General features: G+C 67.2%; 16 protein-coding genes. 8 read left to right on the plus strand and 8 right to left on the minus strand.

Translation table 11 applies throughout. The features are described from left to right. Window positions 1-17: 17 nt before the first annotated feature. Window positions 18-1,499, minus strand: a complete 1,482-nt coding sequence (locus tag IEQ11_RS25500; protein WP_191822590.1) for an APC family permease — start codon at window positions 1,497-1,499, stop codon at window positions 18-20. Window positions 1,500-1,904: 405 nt separating this feature from the next. Then, entirely contained in the window at window positions 1,905-2,801 is an 897-nt protein-coding gene (locus IEQ11_RS25505; protein WP_051547859.1) for a LysR family transcriptional regulator, read from the minus strand. Between the two features lie 169 nt (window positions 2,802-2,970). Between IEQ11_RS25505 and IEQ11_RS25510 the strand changes: the two genes are divergently transcribed. Continuing rightward, window positions 2,971-3,972: an aldo/keto reductase gene (locus tag IEQ11_RS25510; RefSeq protein ID WP_191822592.1), complete on the plus strand. Its 1,002-nt coding sequence runs from the start codon at window positions 2,971-2,973 to the stop codon at window positions 3,970-3,972. Window positions 3,973-4,105: 133 nt separating this feature from the next. Here the strand turns inward: IEQ11_RS25510 and IEQ11_RS25515 are convergent, their stop codons facing one another. From IEQ11_RS25515 to IEQ11_RS25535, 5 genes are all read right to left on the minus strand, one after another. After that, a complete protein-coding gene (locus tag IEQ11_RS25515) occupies window positions 4,106-4,252 on the minus strand; it encodes a hypothetical protein (RefSeq protein WP_191822593.1) in 147 nt (48 codons plus the stop codon). Window positions 4,253-4,610: 358 nt separating this feature from the next. Next, the gene (locus tag IEQ11_RS25520) at window positions 4,611-4,829 is read right to left on the minus strand and encodes a hypothetical protein (protein ID WP_036114276.1); all 219 of its coding nucleotides are present in this window, start codon (window positions 4,827-4,829) and stop codon (window positions 4,611-4,613) included. 46 nt (window positions 4,830-4,875) lie between these two features. After that, window positions 4,876-5,094, minus strand: coding sequence for a hypothetical protein (locus IEQ11_RS25525; RefSeq protein WP_046658522.1), 219 nt, complete (start codon window positions 5,092-5,094; stop codon window positions 4,876-4,878). A 151-nt stretch (window positions 5,095-5,245) separates the two neighbouring features. Then, complete coding sequence (locus tag IEQ11_RS25530; RefSeq protein ID WP_046658523.1) at window positions 5,246-5,461, minus strand: hypothetical protein; 216 nt, start codon at window positions 5,459-5,461, stop codon at window positions 5,246-5,248. A gap of 153 nt (window positions 5,462-5,614) precedes the next feature. Further along, window positions 5,615-5,914 (minus strand): hypothetical protein, encoded by a 300-nt coding sequence (locus IEQ11_RS25535; RefSeq protein WP_191822594.1) that lies wholly within the window; start codon window positions 5,912-5,914, stop codon window positions 5,615-5,617. A gap of 166 nt (window positions 5,915-6,080) precedes the next feature. On the opposite strand from IEQ11_RS25535, the gene IEQ11_RS25540 reads away from it, so the two are divergent. The 6 genes from IEQ11_RS25540 (at window position 6,081) to IEQ11_RS25565 (ending at window position 12,326) form a co-directional block, all read left to right on the plus strand. Next, entirely contained in the window at window positions 6,081-7,406 is a 1,326-nt protein-coding gene (locus IEQ11_RS25540) for a M20 family metallopeptidase (RefSeq protein WP_191822595.1), read from the plus strand. A 3-nt stretch (window positions 7,407-7,409) separates the two neighbouring features. Continuing rightward, window positions 7,410-8,162 carry a hypothetical protein gene (locus IEQ11_RS25545; protein WP_191822596.1) on the plus strand — a complete coding sequence of 251 codons (753 nt, stop codon included), beginning with the start codon at window positions 7,410-7,412 and terminating at the stop codon, window positions 8,160-8,162. 623 nt (window positions 8,163-8,785) lie between these two features. Further along, window positions 8,786-10,120 (plus strand): M20 family metallopeptidase, encoded by a 1,335-nt coding sequence (locus IEQ11_RS25550; RefSeq protein ID WP_191822597.1) that lies wholly within the window; start codon window positions 8,786-8,788, stop codon window positions 10,118-10,120. Window positions 10,121-10,492: 372 nt separating this feature from the next. Further along, window positions 10,493-11,305, plus strand: a complete 813-nt coding sequence (gene queF, locus IEQ11_RS25555; protein WP_191822598.1) for an NADPH-dependent 7-cyano-7-deazaguanine reductase QueF — start codon at window positions 10,493-10,495, stop codon at window positions 11,303-11,305. Between the two features lie 169 nt (window positions 11,306-11,474). Then, window positions 11,475-11,777 carry a LysM peptidoglycan-binding domain-containing protein gene (locus IEQ11_RS25560; protein WP_096417911.1) on the plus strand — a complete coding sequence of 101 codons (303 nt, stop codon included), beginning with the start codon at window positions 11,475-11,477 and terminating at the stop codon, window positions 11,775-11,777. A gap of 54 nt (window positions 11,778-11,831) precedes the next feature. Next, window positions 11,832-12,326, plus strand: a complete 495-nt coding sequence (locus IEQ11_RS25565; protein ID WP_046658529.1) for a hypothetical protein — start codon at window positions 11,832-11,834, stop codon at window positions 12,324-12,326. A 466-nt stretch (window positions 12,327-12,792) separates the two neighbouring features. On the opposite strand, the gene IEQ11_RS25570 is transcribed toward IEQ11_RS25565, so the two are convergent. Then, window positions 12,793-13,194 carry a YchJ family protein gene (locus IEQ11_RS25570; RefSeq protein WP_191822599.1) on the minus strand — a complete coding sequence of 134 codons (402 nt, stop codon included), beginning with the start codon at window positions 13,192-13,194 and terminating at the stop codon, window positions 12,793-12,795. 70 nt (window positions 13,195-13,264) lie between these two features. Here IEQ11_RS25570 and IEQ11_RS25575 point away from each other — a divergent pair, with 70 nt between their 5' ends. Beyond that, window positions 13,265-13,972, plus strand: coding sequence for a UPF0149 family protein (locus IEQ11_RS25575; RefSeq protein ID WP_191822600.1), 708 nt, complete (start codon window positions 13,265-13,267; stop codon window positions 13,970-13,972). Window positions 13,973-13,993 lie beyond the last annotated feature (21 nt).

Raw genomic sequence — 13,993 nt, forward strand, 5'->3', positions numbered from 1 at the left:
CCGATGCGCGCCTCCGATTACCCGGCCACCACCCCGCGCCGCCGCAACGCCAGCAACCCATACACCGCCACCAGCGCGACCAACGACGCCACGATCGCGCCCCACTGCCGCGCCGTCATCGTCGCCAGGATCGCCGCCATGGTCAGCACCGCGAGCAACGGCATCGGCCAACTGCCGCCGGGCATGCGGAACGGTTCGCCCGCGCCGCGCAGGTCGCGCGCCTGCGCGCGCCAGGCCGCGATCGATACCGCCGCGAACAGCAGGCAGATCGCGCCGCCGGAAATCAGCGCCAGGGTTTCGAAATTGCCGATCAAGGCCAGCACCAGGGCGATGCCCGCATGCGCGAGCAGACCCACCCGCGGCACGTGGTAGCGCGCATCGACCCGGCCGAACGCGCGCGGCAGATAGCCGTCGCGACCCAGCGCGAACAACAGACGCGAAGACGAGAACAGGTTGCCCATCAGGAAACCGGTCATCGACACACCGGCGGTGATCAGCAGCAGCCCATGCGCCGGCGACCAGATCGTGCCGGCCGCGTCGGCCACCGGCGCGGTGCTGTCGGCCAGGCGCGCGCCGAGCAGGCCCTGGCAGGCGACCTGGATGCCGATGTACAGCAGCACCACGACCACGATCGCCGACAAGGTCGCGCGCGGCACGTGCCGGGCCGGATCGCGCACTTCGCCGGTCGGCACCAGCGCGGTTTCCATGCCCGAATAGGCGAACACCACCAGCACCATCGACGAACCCAGCGCGCTCCACGACGGCAGCTCGGTCCAGCCGACATGATTCCAGTCGACGAAGAACAGGCCGGCGCTGGCGAGCAGGAACAACGGCGTGAGCTTCAACGTCGCCAGCAGCACGATCATGCGCGCGCCGAGCTTCACCCCGAACGCGTTGAGCGCGAACAGCGCGACATACACCGCGGCGATGAACAGTCCGCGCGGCAATGGATCGCGGAACAGCGTCCAGGCATTGCCGGCCTGTTCGGCCAGCGCCGCGGCGACGCCGGCGCTGGAGGAGGTGTTGCAGATCCACATCAACGCGCCGGTGAGGAAACCGGCGAACGGCCCGAACGCGACGCCGACGAAGGTGTAGGGCCCGCCGGTCGCGCTGGCGCGGCTGCCGATGGCCGAGAAGCACAGCGCGATCGGGATGATCGCGATCGCGCCGGCCACGAACACCAGCGGCGCGCTCGCGCCCATGCGTCCCATCAGCAGCGCCGGCAGCATGAAGATGCCGGCGCCGACGATGATGTTGATGATCGAAGCGCCCAGCTGGAACGGCCCGAGCGCGCGCACCAGGGCGGCTTCGCCTTGCAGGGTGGCGGGCGCTGGGTCGGTTCTGCCTGTGGGGCCGCTGTGCGCGCGGTGATCGCCTGCGTGGCCGTCGTCTGTGCGCCCGTCGATCGAGGATGCGGTCGCGGTTGCGCCGGATTGCTGCGCGCTCGGCGCCGACGGATCGGCGGGAGAGGTCGGAACGGGCGGATCGACGGCGGTCATGGCGGCTTCCCGGCGGGTCGGGCGCAGCCTCGCATGGCGGAGGAGGAAAGGCGAGGTGAGGTGCAGCAAAGCGGGGGCTGGTGCGCGTGATAGCGATCACCGCGTGCAGCTTTCATTGCAACGCGGAGAAGCGCGCACTCCCCCTGCCCCCCGCATGCGCATTTCCCCCCTTTGAAAAAGGGGGGTTGGGGGGGGATTTGCTCTTGACCGCAAGCGCTTCGCTGCGATGACCGAAGTTGCGTGCGCCAGAAAGTTACCGCGTCGGCTTGGGAGTAAAAGCGAATCCCCCCTGCCCCCCTTTTCCAAAGGGGAGAAAAGCACTCAACCGGGAATTGTGGTTGCGATCTCTCTGTGGGACGGCATGCGATGTCGCCAGCGAAGACACTCATCGCAACACTCGCAACTTCACATCCCCTCGCGCATGAAATCCACGAACACCCGCAGCTTCGTCGGCAATTGCTTGCGCGCCGGGTAGTAGATGTAGAACCCCGGAAACGGCGGCTGATAATCCGCCAGCGCCTCGACCAGGCGCCCGGCCCGCAGATCCTCGCGCGCGATCGGTTCGAACAGCTGCGCCAGTCCCAATCCGGCGCGCGCGGCGCTCAGGATCATCATGCCGTCGTTGCAGATCAGCCGGCCCTGCACGTCGACTTCGAAGTCGCGGCCGTCGCGGCTGAACTCCCACGGGTACAGGCGCCGGCTGCCCGGCAGGCGCAGACGGATGCAGTCGTGGCCGACCAGCTCCTGCGGCGTGCGCGGCGCCGAATGACGCTCGAAGTACTCCGGCGTGGCCACGATCACCTGCCGCTGCAGGCCGCCGACCGGCAACGCGATCATGTCGCGCGCCAGGCATTCGCCCAGGCGGATGCCGGCGTCGAAACCGCCGGCGACCAGGTCGGCCAGCGTGTCGTCGGCGAACAGCTCGACTTCCAGCTCCGGATAGCGCGCCAGGAACGCCGGCAGCCGCGGCTCGATCAGAATCTTCGCCGCGGTGCGTCCGACATTGATACGCAGCCGCCCGGTCGGGCGGTGTCGCACCGCGTCGAGGTCGTCGAACGCGGCCTCGATCTGCGCCAGCCCCGGCCCGATCTGTTCGAGGAAGCGCGCGCCGTGCTCGGTCAGGCCGACCTGGCGGGTGGTGCGGTTGAGCAGGCGCACCCCGAGCTTGCTCTCCAAAGCGCGGACGGTCTGCGACAGCGCCGACGGCGACACCTCCAGCTCGGCCGCGGCGCGGGTGAAGCTGCCGAAGTGGGCGACCCGGGCGAAGGCCAGGACGGCGGGCAGAGGATGGGCGGCCACGATGGCTCCCGAAGCGATAATCGAGCCCCGATTATGAAGCAAATCTTCAAGAGCCATTCGGATAACGCTGGTTTTTCGCGCAATCAGATCGGCCTAAAGTGCATCCACGCCTTTACCGGGCGCGCCGCCATTCCCCCACCGCGCCCCGTCCCTTCCGATCAGGAGCCCCACCATGACCACTCTTCCGACCCGCCGCCTCGGCCGCAACGGCCCCACCGTGTCCGCCCTGGGCCTGGGCTGCATGGGCATGAGCTTCGCCTACGGCGCCGCCGACGAAACCGAATCGCTGGCCACCCTCGACCGCGCGCTGGAACTGGGCGTGAGCTTCCTCGACACCGCCGACATCTACGGCCCGCATACCAACGAGGAATTGCTGGGCCGCGCCTTGAAGGGCCGGCGCGAGCAGGTGTTCCTGGCGACGAAGTTCGGCATCGTGTTCGATCCGGCACGGCCGCAGGCGCGCGGCGTCAGCGGCCAGCCCGATTACGTGCGCAGCTCGATCGAAGGCAGCCTCAAGCGCCTGGGCACCGACCACGTCGACCTGTACTACCAGCACCGCATCGACGCCTCGGTGCCGATCGAGGAGACCGTCGGCGCGATGGCCGAACTGGTGCGGCAGGGCAAGGTGCGCTATCTCGGCCTGTCCGAACCGTCGGCGGAAACCCTGGAGCGCGCGCACGCGGTGCATCCGATCACCGCGGTGCAGAGCGAATACTCGCTATGGACCCGCGACCCCGAGCGCAACGGCGTGTTCGAGGTATGCGAACGCCTGGGCATCGGCTTCGTCCCGTACAGCCCGCTGGGCCGCGGCTTTCTGACCGGCAACATCACCAGCGCCGATCAGTTGCAGAGCGACGATTTCCGTCTGACCACGCCGCGCTTCCAGGGCGACAACTTCGCCCACAACCTGGCGCTGGCGCAGCAGGTCAAGGCGATCGCGGCCGATAAGGGCTGTACGCCGGCGCAGTTGGCCTTGGCCTGGGTGTTGGCGCGCGGCGAATACTTGGTGCCGATTCCGGGCACCAAGCGCCGCAAGTATCTGGAAGACAACGTCGGCGCGTTGCAGGTGTCGCTGTCGGCGGCCGAGCGCGCGCAACTGGATACATTGTTCGCGCCGGAAGCGGTCGCGGGCGATCGCTACACGGCGGTCGGGATGGCGTTGATCGGGCGTTGATGGTTGTGCGATGGGCCGTAGCGCTTTGTGTCGCGGCCCGTTGTTTTTGGGGGGTAGGACACCGGGATCTGGAAGTAAAAGCAAATCCCCCCTGCCCCCCTTTTGCAAAGGGGGAAAAGCAAAAGCGCGTGCGTCACTTCACCACTGATGCCGCACGGCCAACAGCGCCGGCACCGTCGTAATCGTAGTTGTAGTTGTAGTTGTAGTTGTAGTTGTAGTTGTCGTTGTCGTTGTCGTTGTCGTTGTCGTTGTCGTTGTCGTCGCAGCATGAAGATCGCACGCGCAATTACATAGCCCACTTTGGAAAAGGGGGCGAGCGCCCCGCGTAGGCACGAAGCAAGATCGCAGGCGTAGCGCGGGGGATTCGCTTTTCGATCCGACGCGGCGATCTTGGCGCAAAAAGCAAATCCCCCCTGCCCCCCTTTTTCAAAGGGGGGAACAGCGAAAGCGCGTGCGTCACTTCACCACTTATGTCGCATCGCCGACACCGCCAGCACCCGAAGCCCCCTACAACGGCTTCGCTCCCGCGGCGATGGCGGACTTGGCCGCCGCAATGGAGGGGCCTTCAGGCCGAGGCGTTCGCCCAGCGCAAAGGCCCTTCCGACGGGTACGCTCGTGCGCACCCGCCGTCGCGATGCTCAGTCGATGATGATTTCCGGCATCAACGGGCAGTTCTGCGGCGCGGCGCACAGGTTGTGCTGATGCGCGCAGACGCCGTAGTCGCCGCCGGTGGCGGTCATGCAGGCATTATAGATATCCATGCATTCGATACAGCTGCCCGCCGAAGCGGTGGACGCGAAGCCGGCGGCGAATACGAACGCGGCGGCGAACAGGGTCTTGTGGCGAATGGAACGCATACGAACCTTCTCCTTGGTCGGCAGCGGGAAACAACGCGGACGCAGGTCAGATCTCCGGCATCAGCAAGCAGCCCGCGCGGTCGGCGCAGATGTTGTACTGATGCACGCAGAGCCACTGCTCCGCATCGGGCTTCGACATGCAATAGTCATAGGTATTCATGCACCCGTCGCAGCGGGGATTGAACTGCGCCGACGACGCCGAAGCGAAACCCGCGGCGAACACGAACATCGCGGCCAACAACGTCTTGTGCTGGGAAATGCGCATAACGACCTTTCTCCTTGGTCTGTGCCGGATGGGCGGGGCTGACGCTGCGCACGAATCGCCACGACGCGGATGGTCGATGACGATGCGGATGGCGACAGCAAACCGCCATCGACGCGCACGTCGATGGCGGGCGAGGCCGATTAGATCGGCATCAGATGGGCATGTACGGGCAGTTGTAGCGACCGGCGCAGATGTTGTACTCGGTCACGCAGGCGTCGATCGAGGCATCGGGCTGACTGACGCAGTAGTCGTAGGTGCCCATGCAGGAATCGCAGCGCCAATCGAACGAGGCCGAAGCCGTCGAGGCGAATGCGGTGGCGAACACGAATGCAGCGGCGAACAACGTCTTGTGGCGGGTGATACGCATTGACCTGTCTCCTTGGTCGGTGCCGGAACGGCCGCGCCAGCATGCCCGTGGCGGTTGCGCCGCTATGTGACTGGGTTCACGCCTGGGCAAACCTCGCGCCGATCGGGTGCGCGGTTCCCTTCGGGCGCGACGCGATCGGCCACGCCCAGGCGGTCAGTCGCCCAGCACCGAGCAATGATGGAGGCGCATGCACCGCTCGTAGCGTTTCTGGCATAGCACCGCGACGGCATCGGGCTGCAACACGCATTGCTCATAGTCGGTCACGCACGCGATGCAGTCCGGATCGGGCTGCGCGGACGCCACCGAAGAAAATCCCGCCGCGAATACGAAGGCGGCGACGAAGCACGCAGTGTGCCGAGTGATGCGCATGGACCTGTCTCCCTGGCCGGTGCCGGAACGGCCGCGCCAGCATGCCCGCGCGAACACGCCGCCGATGTGATTGGGCTCACGCATGCGGGCGCGCTCGATGCGAGTCCGGACAACCCCGCCGGACCGCGCCGATAACCGATGCCGCGCGCGCGACCGGAACACCGCGTTGCGCGAATACGCCGCTCGCCCGCGTATCGCCGCGCGCGGATACCTTTTAGGATCAAAGACCCTCACTGCTGCGGAGTTTGCGATGCCCTGGTCCGATCGCGCGTCGATCTCGTTGTTGGCGCTGGCCCTGTCGGTCGCGTCGGCGTCGTCCGCCCAGGCGCAGGCCGCTCCGGCCGACCCGGCGCGGATCGCCGAGGCCGCGCATGCGGTCAACGGTCAGGTCGTGGGTTGGCGCCGCGACATCCACCAGCACCCCGAGCTGGGCCAGCAGGAAGTCCGCACCGCGAAACTGATCGCCGACCAATTGCGCAAGCTCGGCCTGCAACCGCGCACCGGCATCGCCCATACCGGCGTGGTCGCGGTGCTCAAGGGCGGCAAGCCCGGGCCGAAGATCGCGATCCGCGCCGACATGGACGCGCTGCCGGTGACCGAACCGGCCGGGCTGCCGTTCGCGTCCAAGGTCACCGCCGATTACCGCGGCCAGCCGGTCGGGGTGATGCACGCCTGCGGCCACGACGCGCACGTGGCGATCCTGCTCGGCGTGGCGACCGCGCTGGTCGCGCAGAAGGATCAGCTGCCGGGCGAGGTGATGTTCGTATTCCAGCCGGCCGAGGAAGGCCCGCCGGTCGCGGGCGCGCCGTTCGGCGCCAAGCTGATGCTCGACGAAGGCGTGTTCAAGGACTTCAAACCCGAGGCCGTGTTCGGCCTGCACGTGTGGGCCGGATTGCAGGTCGGCGAAGTCGGCTACCGCAGCGGCCCGATGCTGGCCAGCGCCGACGAATGGAGCCTGACCGTGCGCGGCAAGCAGACCCACGGTTCGCGGCCGTGGGACGGGGTCGACCCGATCACCGTCGGCGCGCAGATCCTGCTCGCCAGCCAGAGCCTGATCGCGCGCCAGATCAATATCGCCGCGACTCCGGTGGTGCTGACCGCCGGCCAGTTCAACAGCGGCGTGCGCTTCAACATCATTCCCGACGAAGCCAAGCTGGTCGGCACTTTGCGCACCTTCGACGCCGACGTGCGCGAGGACGTGATCGCGCGCCTGCGCCGCACCGCGCAGGACTACGCGCACGCGGCCGGCGCCACGGCCGAGTTGCAGGTGGTCAACAACGCGCCGGCCACGGTCAACGACCCGGCGCTGACCCGGCGCGTGCTGCCGTCGCTGCAGCGCGCGGCCGGGCAGGACAAGGTCAGGGAATCGGGACTGGTGACCGTGGCCGAGGATTTCTCCCAGTTCGCCAACACCGTGCCGGGGTTTTATTTCTTCGTCGGCTCGACCGCGCAGGGCACCGACCCGGCGAAGGCGCCGATCAACCATTCGCCGAACTTCATGCTCGACGAAGGCGCGCTCGAAGTCGGCACCAAGACCATGCTGCAGGTCGCGCTGGATTATCTGCACGGGCCTTGAGGCATGGACGAATCCGCGCCGGGACGCGCCACGCGCACCATGAACGGCGAGGCGGACGATGCGACTTCGCCGTCCGCCGCCGTCGCATCCGCGCCGCTGCGACTGAGCGGGCAGGTGCGCGAACTGGAGCGCACGATCGAATCCATCCGCAGCCCCGGCCGCGGCGTCCTGACCCAGTTCGCGGTCTATCGCTTCCGCCTCGATCGCCTGCGTCTGGCGTTCTACGCACCGATGTCGGAAGACGAATACGCGCCGCCGCCGCTGAGCGAAGACGACCGCGTGGAAATAATCGCGCAGCGCTACACCGGGCGGCGACCCGACGCCGATGGAATCGGCGACGACGGGGTAGTCCTCGCGCTGGATAACCGCCAGAACGCTCGCCGCTACGTTTGCCACAGCATCTTCCGCTGGCTGGCCCTGGTGGACATCGCGCCAGTCGGCTACACCCCGCGCATGCTGCGCACGGCGCTTTACTGGACCGTAGGGATGTCGGTGGCTGCGATCGTGCTCGTCGCGGCCATCATCGGATTGGATGCAGCGTTGTCGTCCGGCCAACCGTCGTGGTCGTGGCTGCTCGATGAAGGCCTGTGGGTGGTCGCGCTGGTCGATGCGGTGATCTGGGTGCCGGTGGCGGTCTTGCAACTGCGCTGGCGATTGGGGTGGCCGACCCGACGTCAGCGCTACACCGATCAGGCGTATGCGGCGATGGGCTTCGGCTCGGCGTTGCGGCCGGTGGCGGGGGTGGTTGAGTTGTAGGGCGGTGCGATTTGCGCTGAGGCGGTGGATGCGCGGCTGGGGTTGGGCTGTGCTGTGGCTAGTCTGAGTCTGAGTCTGGGTTTTGGGGTTGGGTCTAGGTCTAGGTCTAGGTCTAGGTCTAGGTCTAGGTCTAGGTCTTTCGAACATTCTCACGCCTACTTCAAACATCCACGCAACCCACCTACCGTCATTCCCGCGAAGGCGGGAATCCAGCGCCTTTCGGGCGAGAACGCTTGAAGTCACTGAATTCCCGCTTTCGCGGGAATGACGTTCTGGACAAATGTCGCTGAAGTCTCTGGATTCCCGCTTTCGCGGGAATGACTTTCTGAAAAGATGACGCTGAAGTCTGGATTCCTGCTTCGCGGGAATGACGTTCTGGAAGGATGTCGCTGAAGTCTCTGGATTCCCGCCTTCGCGGGAATGACGGTAGATGGTTGCGTGGAAATCGTCCAAACGTCGCAACGGCTTGAGCCTAGTAGCGAGCCCCGAGCGCCGAACCGCTTTTCCCGACTCCCGACTCCCGACTCCCGACTCCCGATTCCCGTCCCCAACCGACCAACGTCGCGCATCCCCACCGCCCCCCATCGGCTAGCATCGAACCTTTCCCGCCCGGAGTTCCGTCGATGAAGCGTCCGCTGTCCGTCGCGTTGCGTTGCGCCCTGAGTCTCGGCGTCCTCGCCGCCCTGCCGCTGGCCGCCGCCGCGCAATCGGGCGAACGTCCCGAGGTCGCCGCCGCCGCGGCCAAGGTCAAGGCCGACGTGATCGCCTGGCGCCGCGACTTCCATCAGCATCCGGAACTGTCCAACCGCGAGGAACGCACCTCGGCCAAGGTCGCCGAGCACCTGCGCAAGCTCGGCCTCAAGCCGCTGACCGGGATCGCCCGCCACGGCGTGGTCGCGATCATCGAAGGCGGCAAGCCCGGCCCGAAGATCGCGCTGCGCGCCGACATGGACGCGCTGCCGGTGACCGAGCAGGTCGATCTGCCGTTCGCGTCCAAGGCCACCGCGACCTTCCGCGGCGAGACCGTCGGGGTCATGCACGCCTGCGGCCACGACGCCCACACCGGCATCCTGCTGGGCATCGCCGATGCGCTGGTGGCGATGAAGAAAGACCTCCCCGGCCAGGTGATGCTGGTGTTCCAGCCGGCCGAGGAAGGCGCGCCCGCCAACGAGGAAGGCGGCGCCTCGCTGATGCTCAAGGACGGCCTGTTCAAGGACTTCAAGCCCGAGGCCATGTTCGGCCTGCACGTGTTCTCGACCCTGCCCGCCGGCCAGCTCGGCGTGCGCGGCGGGCCGCTGATGGCCGCGTCCGACCGCTTCAGCATCAAGATCAAGGGCCGCCAGACCCACGGCTCCACCCCGTGGGGCGGGATCGACCCGATCGTCGCCGCCGCCGACGTGGTCGGCACCGCGCAGACCATCATCAGCCGCCGCACCAACATCGCCAAGCTGCCGGCGGTGGTGACCTTCGGCTCGATCAAGGGCGGCATCCGCTACAACATCATTCCCGACGACGTCGAAATGACCGGCACCATCCGCACCTTCGACGAAGGCATGCGCCAGGCGATCTTCAAAGACCTCAAGAACGTCGCCGACCACGTCAGCGCCGCGCACGGCGCCCACGCCGAAGCGCAGGTGCCCGACCAGGACGGCAACCCGGTCACCTACAACGACCCGGCGCTGACCGCGCGCATGCTGCCCAGCCTCAAGGCCGTGGCCGGCGACAAGAACGTGATCGAAATGCCGCTGGTGATGGGCGCGGAGGATTTCTCGTACTACGCCAAGGAAGTGCCGGCGATGTTCTTCTTCGTCGGTTCGACCGAAGCGGGCGTGGACCCCTCGACCGCGCCGAGCAACCATTCGCCGAAGTTCAAGCTCGACGAGAGTTCGCTGGATATCGGCCTGCGCGCGATGCTGCAGGTGACGCTGGATTATCTCAACGCACCGAACGCCGGATGAGCGATGGGGTTGTTGCGCTAGCGGCTTGAACCGCGACGGCGACCTCGCGACGACGGCACAGCCGCCGCCGCGCGGCACGGCAGCTACCTGTAGGAGCGGCGCAAGCCGCGACCGCGACCTCGCGACCACGACGCAACTGCGCTCGCGCGGTCGCGGCTCGCGCCGCTCCTACAGCGTGAAGCCAGCCATCGCCACGATCGGACATATCGACCACGATCGCCGCGCGATGCGACAGCCACCTGTAGGAGCGGCGCAAGCCGCGACCACGCCCCATCGACAACGACGCCCCCAAACCCGACGGCGCCATCGCAACGCCCGCCCCCGCATCCGTCGGTTCGCGCCCCCGGCCAGCCAAGCCGCTAAAATCGCCGAATGACTTCCCACGACCTCCCCCTCGGCCGCCACGTCGACTACCCGCGCGAGTACGACGCCTCGCTGCTGTTCCCGATCGAACGCGCGCTCGGCCGCGCCCACCTGGGCCTGCGCGACGACGCCCTGCCGTTCGTCGGCTACGACCGCTGGCACGCCTACGAACTGAGCTGGCTCGACCGCCGCGGCAAGCCGCGCGTGGGCACCGCGACCGTGTCGGTGCCGGCGACCTCGCCGCACCTGATCGAGTCCAAGTCGCTCAAGCTCTACCTCAACTCCTTCAACGCAACCGCCTTCGACGACGAGGCCGCGGTACTGACGACGATCGCGCGCGACCTGTCGGCCGCGGCCGGCGCGGCGGTCCAGGTCGCCGCCGGCCTGCCGGCGATCGGCGCCGACGAGCCCAGCGAATCGATCGACGAGCTCGACGTCGCGATCGACGACTACGGCCCGCCCAAGGCCGAGCACCTGGCGATCGAGTCCGACACGATCGTCGAGGAGCGCCTGAGCAGCGCCCTGCTCAAGTCCAACTGCCCGGTCACCGGCCAGCCCGACTGGGCGCGCGTCACCCTCGCCTACCGCGGGCCGAAGCTCGACCGCGCCGCGCTGCTGCGCTATCTCATCTCGTTCCGCGACCACGCCGAGTTCCACGAGCAGTGCGTCGAACGCATCCATGCCGACCTGAGCCAGCGCACCGGGCCGCAGTGGCTGTCGGTGGAAGCGCGCTACACCCGGCGTGGCGGGCTGGACATCAATCCGTGGCGCGGCAGCCCCGGCCTGAGCCCGCCGCGCGCCGGCCGCGACGAGCGCCAATAGACCGGTGCGCACATCGCCTACACAGGGCCTGTGCCACCGCGTCACCGGCAAAAACCCAGGTGGAATCCGCTCATTCAGTTTCGTTATGGGCGTTCACGCGGACGCTATGTCTTTTTAACAAGCGTCATGTCATGTTCCGCTTCGCCACTTCGGCAGGAGCCCTCAACCCATGACTACCCCGGATAAGAAAGCCGATTTTTCCGATGTGAACGTCAACGTCGACACCACCGCGCAGAAGGTCGAGAAAGCCGATTTCTCGGACGTCTCGGTCAACGTCGACACCACGGCCGAGAAAGTCGGCGAGCAGACCTACACGGTTGAGAAGGGCGACACGCTCTCGCACATCGCCAAGCAGGTCTATGGCAAGTCGAGCAAGTGGAACGCGATTTTCGAAGCCAACCGCGATCAGCTTGACGATCCCGACAAGATTCAGCCCGGCCAGGTCCTCAAGATTCCGGCCGCCAACGACTGACCCGTCGATTGCGTTTCAACATCAACAACTACTGTCTTTGTCAGGAGATCCACCATGCTGATCCGCACTCGCACCCATTACGCCATTGCCGCCGCCCTGGTCGCCTCGCTCGCCCTGGCCGGCTGCAAGAAGAAGGAAGAACCCGCTCCGCCGCCGCCGGCGGTCGAAACGCCCGCTCCGGCCCCCGCTCCGGCGCCTGAAGCCACTCCGGCTCCGGCCGCGCTGAGCGTGACCTCGGTGACCCTGGGCACCGCCGCGGGCGCCGACAAGAAGATCGCCGCGCCGACCACCAGCTTCAAGCCGACCGACAAGACGATCATCGTCTCGGTGGCGACCGACGGCGCCGCGAGCAACCAGGACGTCTCGGCCAAGCTGCTGTTCCAGGACGGCCAGACCGTCGAGGACAAGAAGCAGACCCTCAACACCGCCGGCGCGGAAACCACCAACTTCGAGTTCACCAAGGCCTCGCCGTGGCCGGCCGGCAAGTACAAGGTCGAAGTCAGCGCGAACGGCGCGGTGGCCAACACCACCGAGTTCGAAGTCAAGTAAACGTCTCTCTCCGCCTGAGTGGGCGGGCAAGCAGGGCGCGGCTTATTGCCGCGCCCTTTTTTTTCGGCTGCGATTTGGCCGCCGAGGTCGACTTGTTCCGGCGATCGCGTTGACTGCCGCGCATCGAAGGCCACCGTCCATGGCGACGGTCCACGCACCGCCCGCGTCAGCATTCCCCCCTTTGAAAAAGGGGGGTTAGGGGGGATTTGCTTTTGCTTTTCAAACGCCGAAGAGCAAAAGCAAATCCCCCGCGCCATGGCGGCGCCACAAACTCACCTGCGCCGGGCGCCCGCCCCCTTTGTCAAAGGGGGCGACGATTGACGTGGCTCGCCGAGAGTTGGCAGATCCGCGGCGAGACTCGGGCATGGCGGGATTCGATTCGGGATTCGGGATTCGGGATTCGCGGGAAGCGCGAAGCGGAAGCGGAAGCGGAAAAATCCCGCCAGCCCCCAGCCCCACCCACGCACTAAGCCCGCGGAAACTCCCCATCCACATACACCCACCGCCCATCGACCCGAACGAACCGGCTGACCTCATGCAGCCGCACCGCCGAGCCGCCGCCGACCCGGTAGCGCGCGACGAATTCGACCACCGCCGCGTCCTCGCCCTCGCGCCGGTGGCGCTTGACCTGCAATCCCAGCCAGCGCACCGACGGATCGACCTCCAGATCGGTCGGACAGGTGTCCGCATGCCAGCTCGCGCGCAGATACTCCAGATCGCCGACCGCGTACGCGCTGTAACGCGAGCGCATCAGCTGTTCGGCGGACTCGGCCGTGGCCGTGCCGGCATGCAGCCGCCCGCAACAGGTGGCGTAACGGCGCGTGGCATCGCAGGGACAGGCGGCGGGCAGGGGCAGGCGGGCGGTCATGGGGTATTTTCGGCGCAGACACGCCGCTGCGACTACCATGCGCGTCCCCCTTCGCCGCACGAGTCCCTCCATGAAAGCGCCCGCCTACCTCGACGACGCCCAGATCGAACGCCTGGCCGACCTGCTCGACCAGCGCGCCGTGCCGCACAAGGGCTTCAACCTGGAGGCGCTGGACGGCTTCCTGTCGGCCCTGGTGGTCAGCCCCGCGCAGCCCGAGGCCGGGCAGTGGCATCCCGTGGTCTGGGGCGGCAAGGAACCGCGCTGGAACGACGAGGCTGAGGCCGCCGAGGTCCACGCCCTGCTGCAAGGCCACTGGAACATGGTCAGCGCGCGGGTCCGCTACGGCGACGACGACCTGCCCGACCACCTGGCGCCGCTGCTGTGGCTGCCCGAGGAACCCGAGACCGAACAGCCCGACGAACTCGACGTCGGCCGCGACTGGTCGTTCGGCTTCTTCCGCGCGGTCGAATTGAACGAGGCGGCCTGGGACCAATGGCTCGACGACAATGACTGGATCGATGAGATCTTCACCCTGTTCGACCGCCTCGCCAGCGGCGAAGTGATGGGTGAAGACCCCGAAGCGCCGGGCACCCCGATCAGCTACCGCGAACGCCTGGAAATCGTCGCCGGTCTGCCGGGCATGCTGGCCGACCTGCACCACCACCGCATCGAAGCGCTGACCCCGCGCGAACCGCTGCGCCGCGAAGACACCCCCGATCGCAACGATCCGTGCCCGTGCGGCAGCGGCAAGAAATACAAGAAGTGCCACGGGGCCTGATTCGTCGTGCGCGTGGCCGGC

The sequence above is a fragment of the Lysobacter capsici genome, from assembly GCF_014779555.2.
GTDB lineage: Bacteria > Pseudomonadota > Gammaproteobacteria > Xanthomonadales > Xanthomonadaceae > Lysobacter > Lysobacter capsici.

Excerpts from the sequence above, each read along its gene's own strand:
- IEQ11_RS25500 (WP_191822590.1), bottom strand. The coding sequence starts at position 1,499 with ATGACCGCCGTCGATCCGCCCGTTCCGACCTCTCCCGCCGATCCGTCG.
- IEQ11_RS25510 (WP_191822592.1), top strand. The coding sequence starts at position 2,971 with ATGACCACTCTTCCGACCCGCCGCCTCGGCCGCAACGGCCCCACCGTG.
- IEQ11_RS25520 (WP_036114276.1), bottom strand. The coding sequence starts at position 4,829 with ATGCGTTCCATTCGCCACAAGACCCTGTTCGCCGCCGCGTTCGTATTC.
- IEQ11_RS25525 (WP_046658522.1), bottom strand. The coding sequence starts at position 5,094 with ATGCGCATTTCCCAGCACAAGACGTTGTTGGCCGCGATGTTCGTGTTC.
- IEQ11_RS25530 (WP_046658523.1), bottom strand. The coding sequence starts at position 5,461 with ATGCGTATCACCCGCCACAAGACGTTGTTCGCCGCTGCATTCGTGTTC.
- IEQ11_RS25535 (WP_191822594.1), bottom strand. The coding sequence starts at position 5,914 with ATGCGTGAGCCCAATCACATCGGCGGCGTGTTCGCGCGGGCATGCTGG.
- IEQ11_RS25540 (WP_191822595.1), top strand. The coding sequence starts at position 6,081 with ATGCCCTGGTCCGATCGCGCGTCGATCTCGTTGTTGGCGCTGGCCCTG.
- IEQ11_RS25545 (WP_191822596.1), top strand. The coding sequence starts at position 7,410 with ATGGACGAATCCGCGCCGGGACGCGCCACGCGCACCATGAACGGCGAG.
- IEQ11_RS25550 (WP_191822597.1), top strand. The coding sequence starts at position 8,786 with ATGAAGCGTCCGCTGTCCGTCGCGTTGCGTTGCGCCCTGAGTCTCGGC.
- queF (WP_191822598.1), top strand. The coding sequence starts at position 10,493 with ATGACTTCCCACGACCTCCCCCTCGGCCGCCACGTCGACTACCCGCGC.
- IEQ11_RS25560 (WP_096417911.1), top strand. The coding sequence starts at position 11,475 with ATGACTACCCCGGATAAGAAAGCCGATTTTTCCGATGTGAACGTCAAC.
- IEQ11_RS25565 (WP_046658529.1), top strand. The coding sequence starts at position 11,832 with ATGCTGATCCGCACTCGCACCCATTACGCCATTGCCGCCGCCCTGGTC.
- IEQ11_RS25570 (WP_191822599.1), bottom strand. The coding sequence starts at position 13,194 with ATGACCGCCCGCCTGCCCCTGCCCGCCGCCTGTCCCTGCGATGCCACG.
- IEQ11_RS25575 (WP_191822600.1), top strand. The coding sequence starts at position 13,265 with ATGAAAGCGCCCGCCTACCTCGACGACGCCCAGATCGAACGCCTGGCC.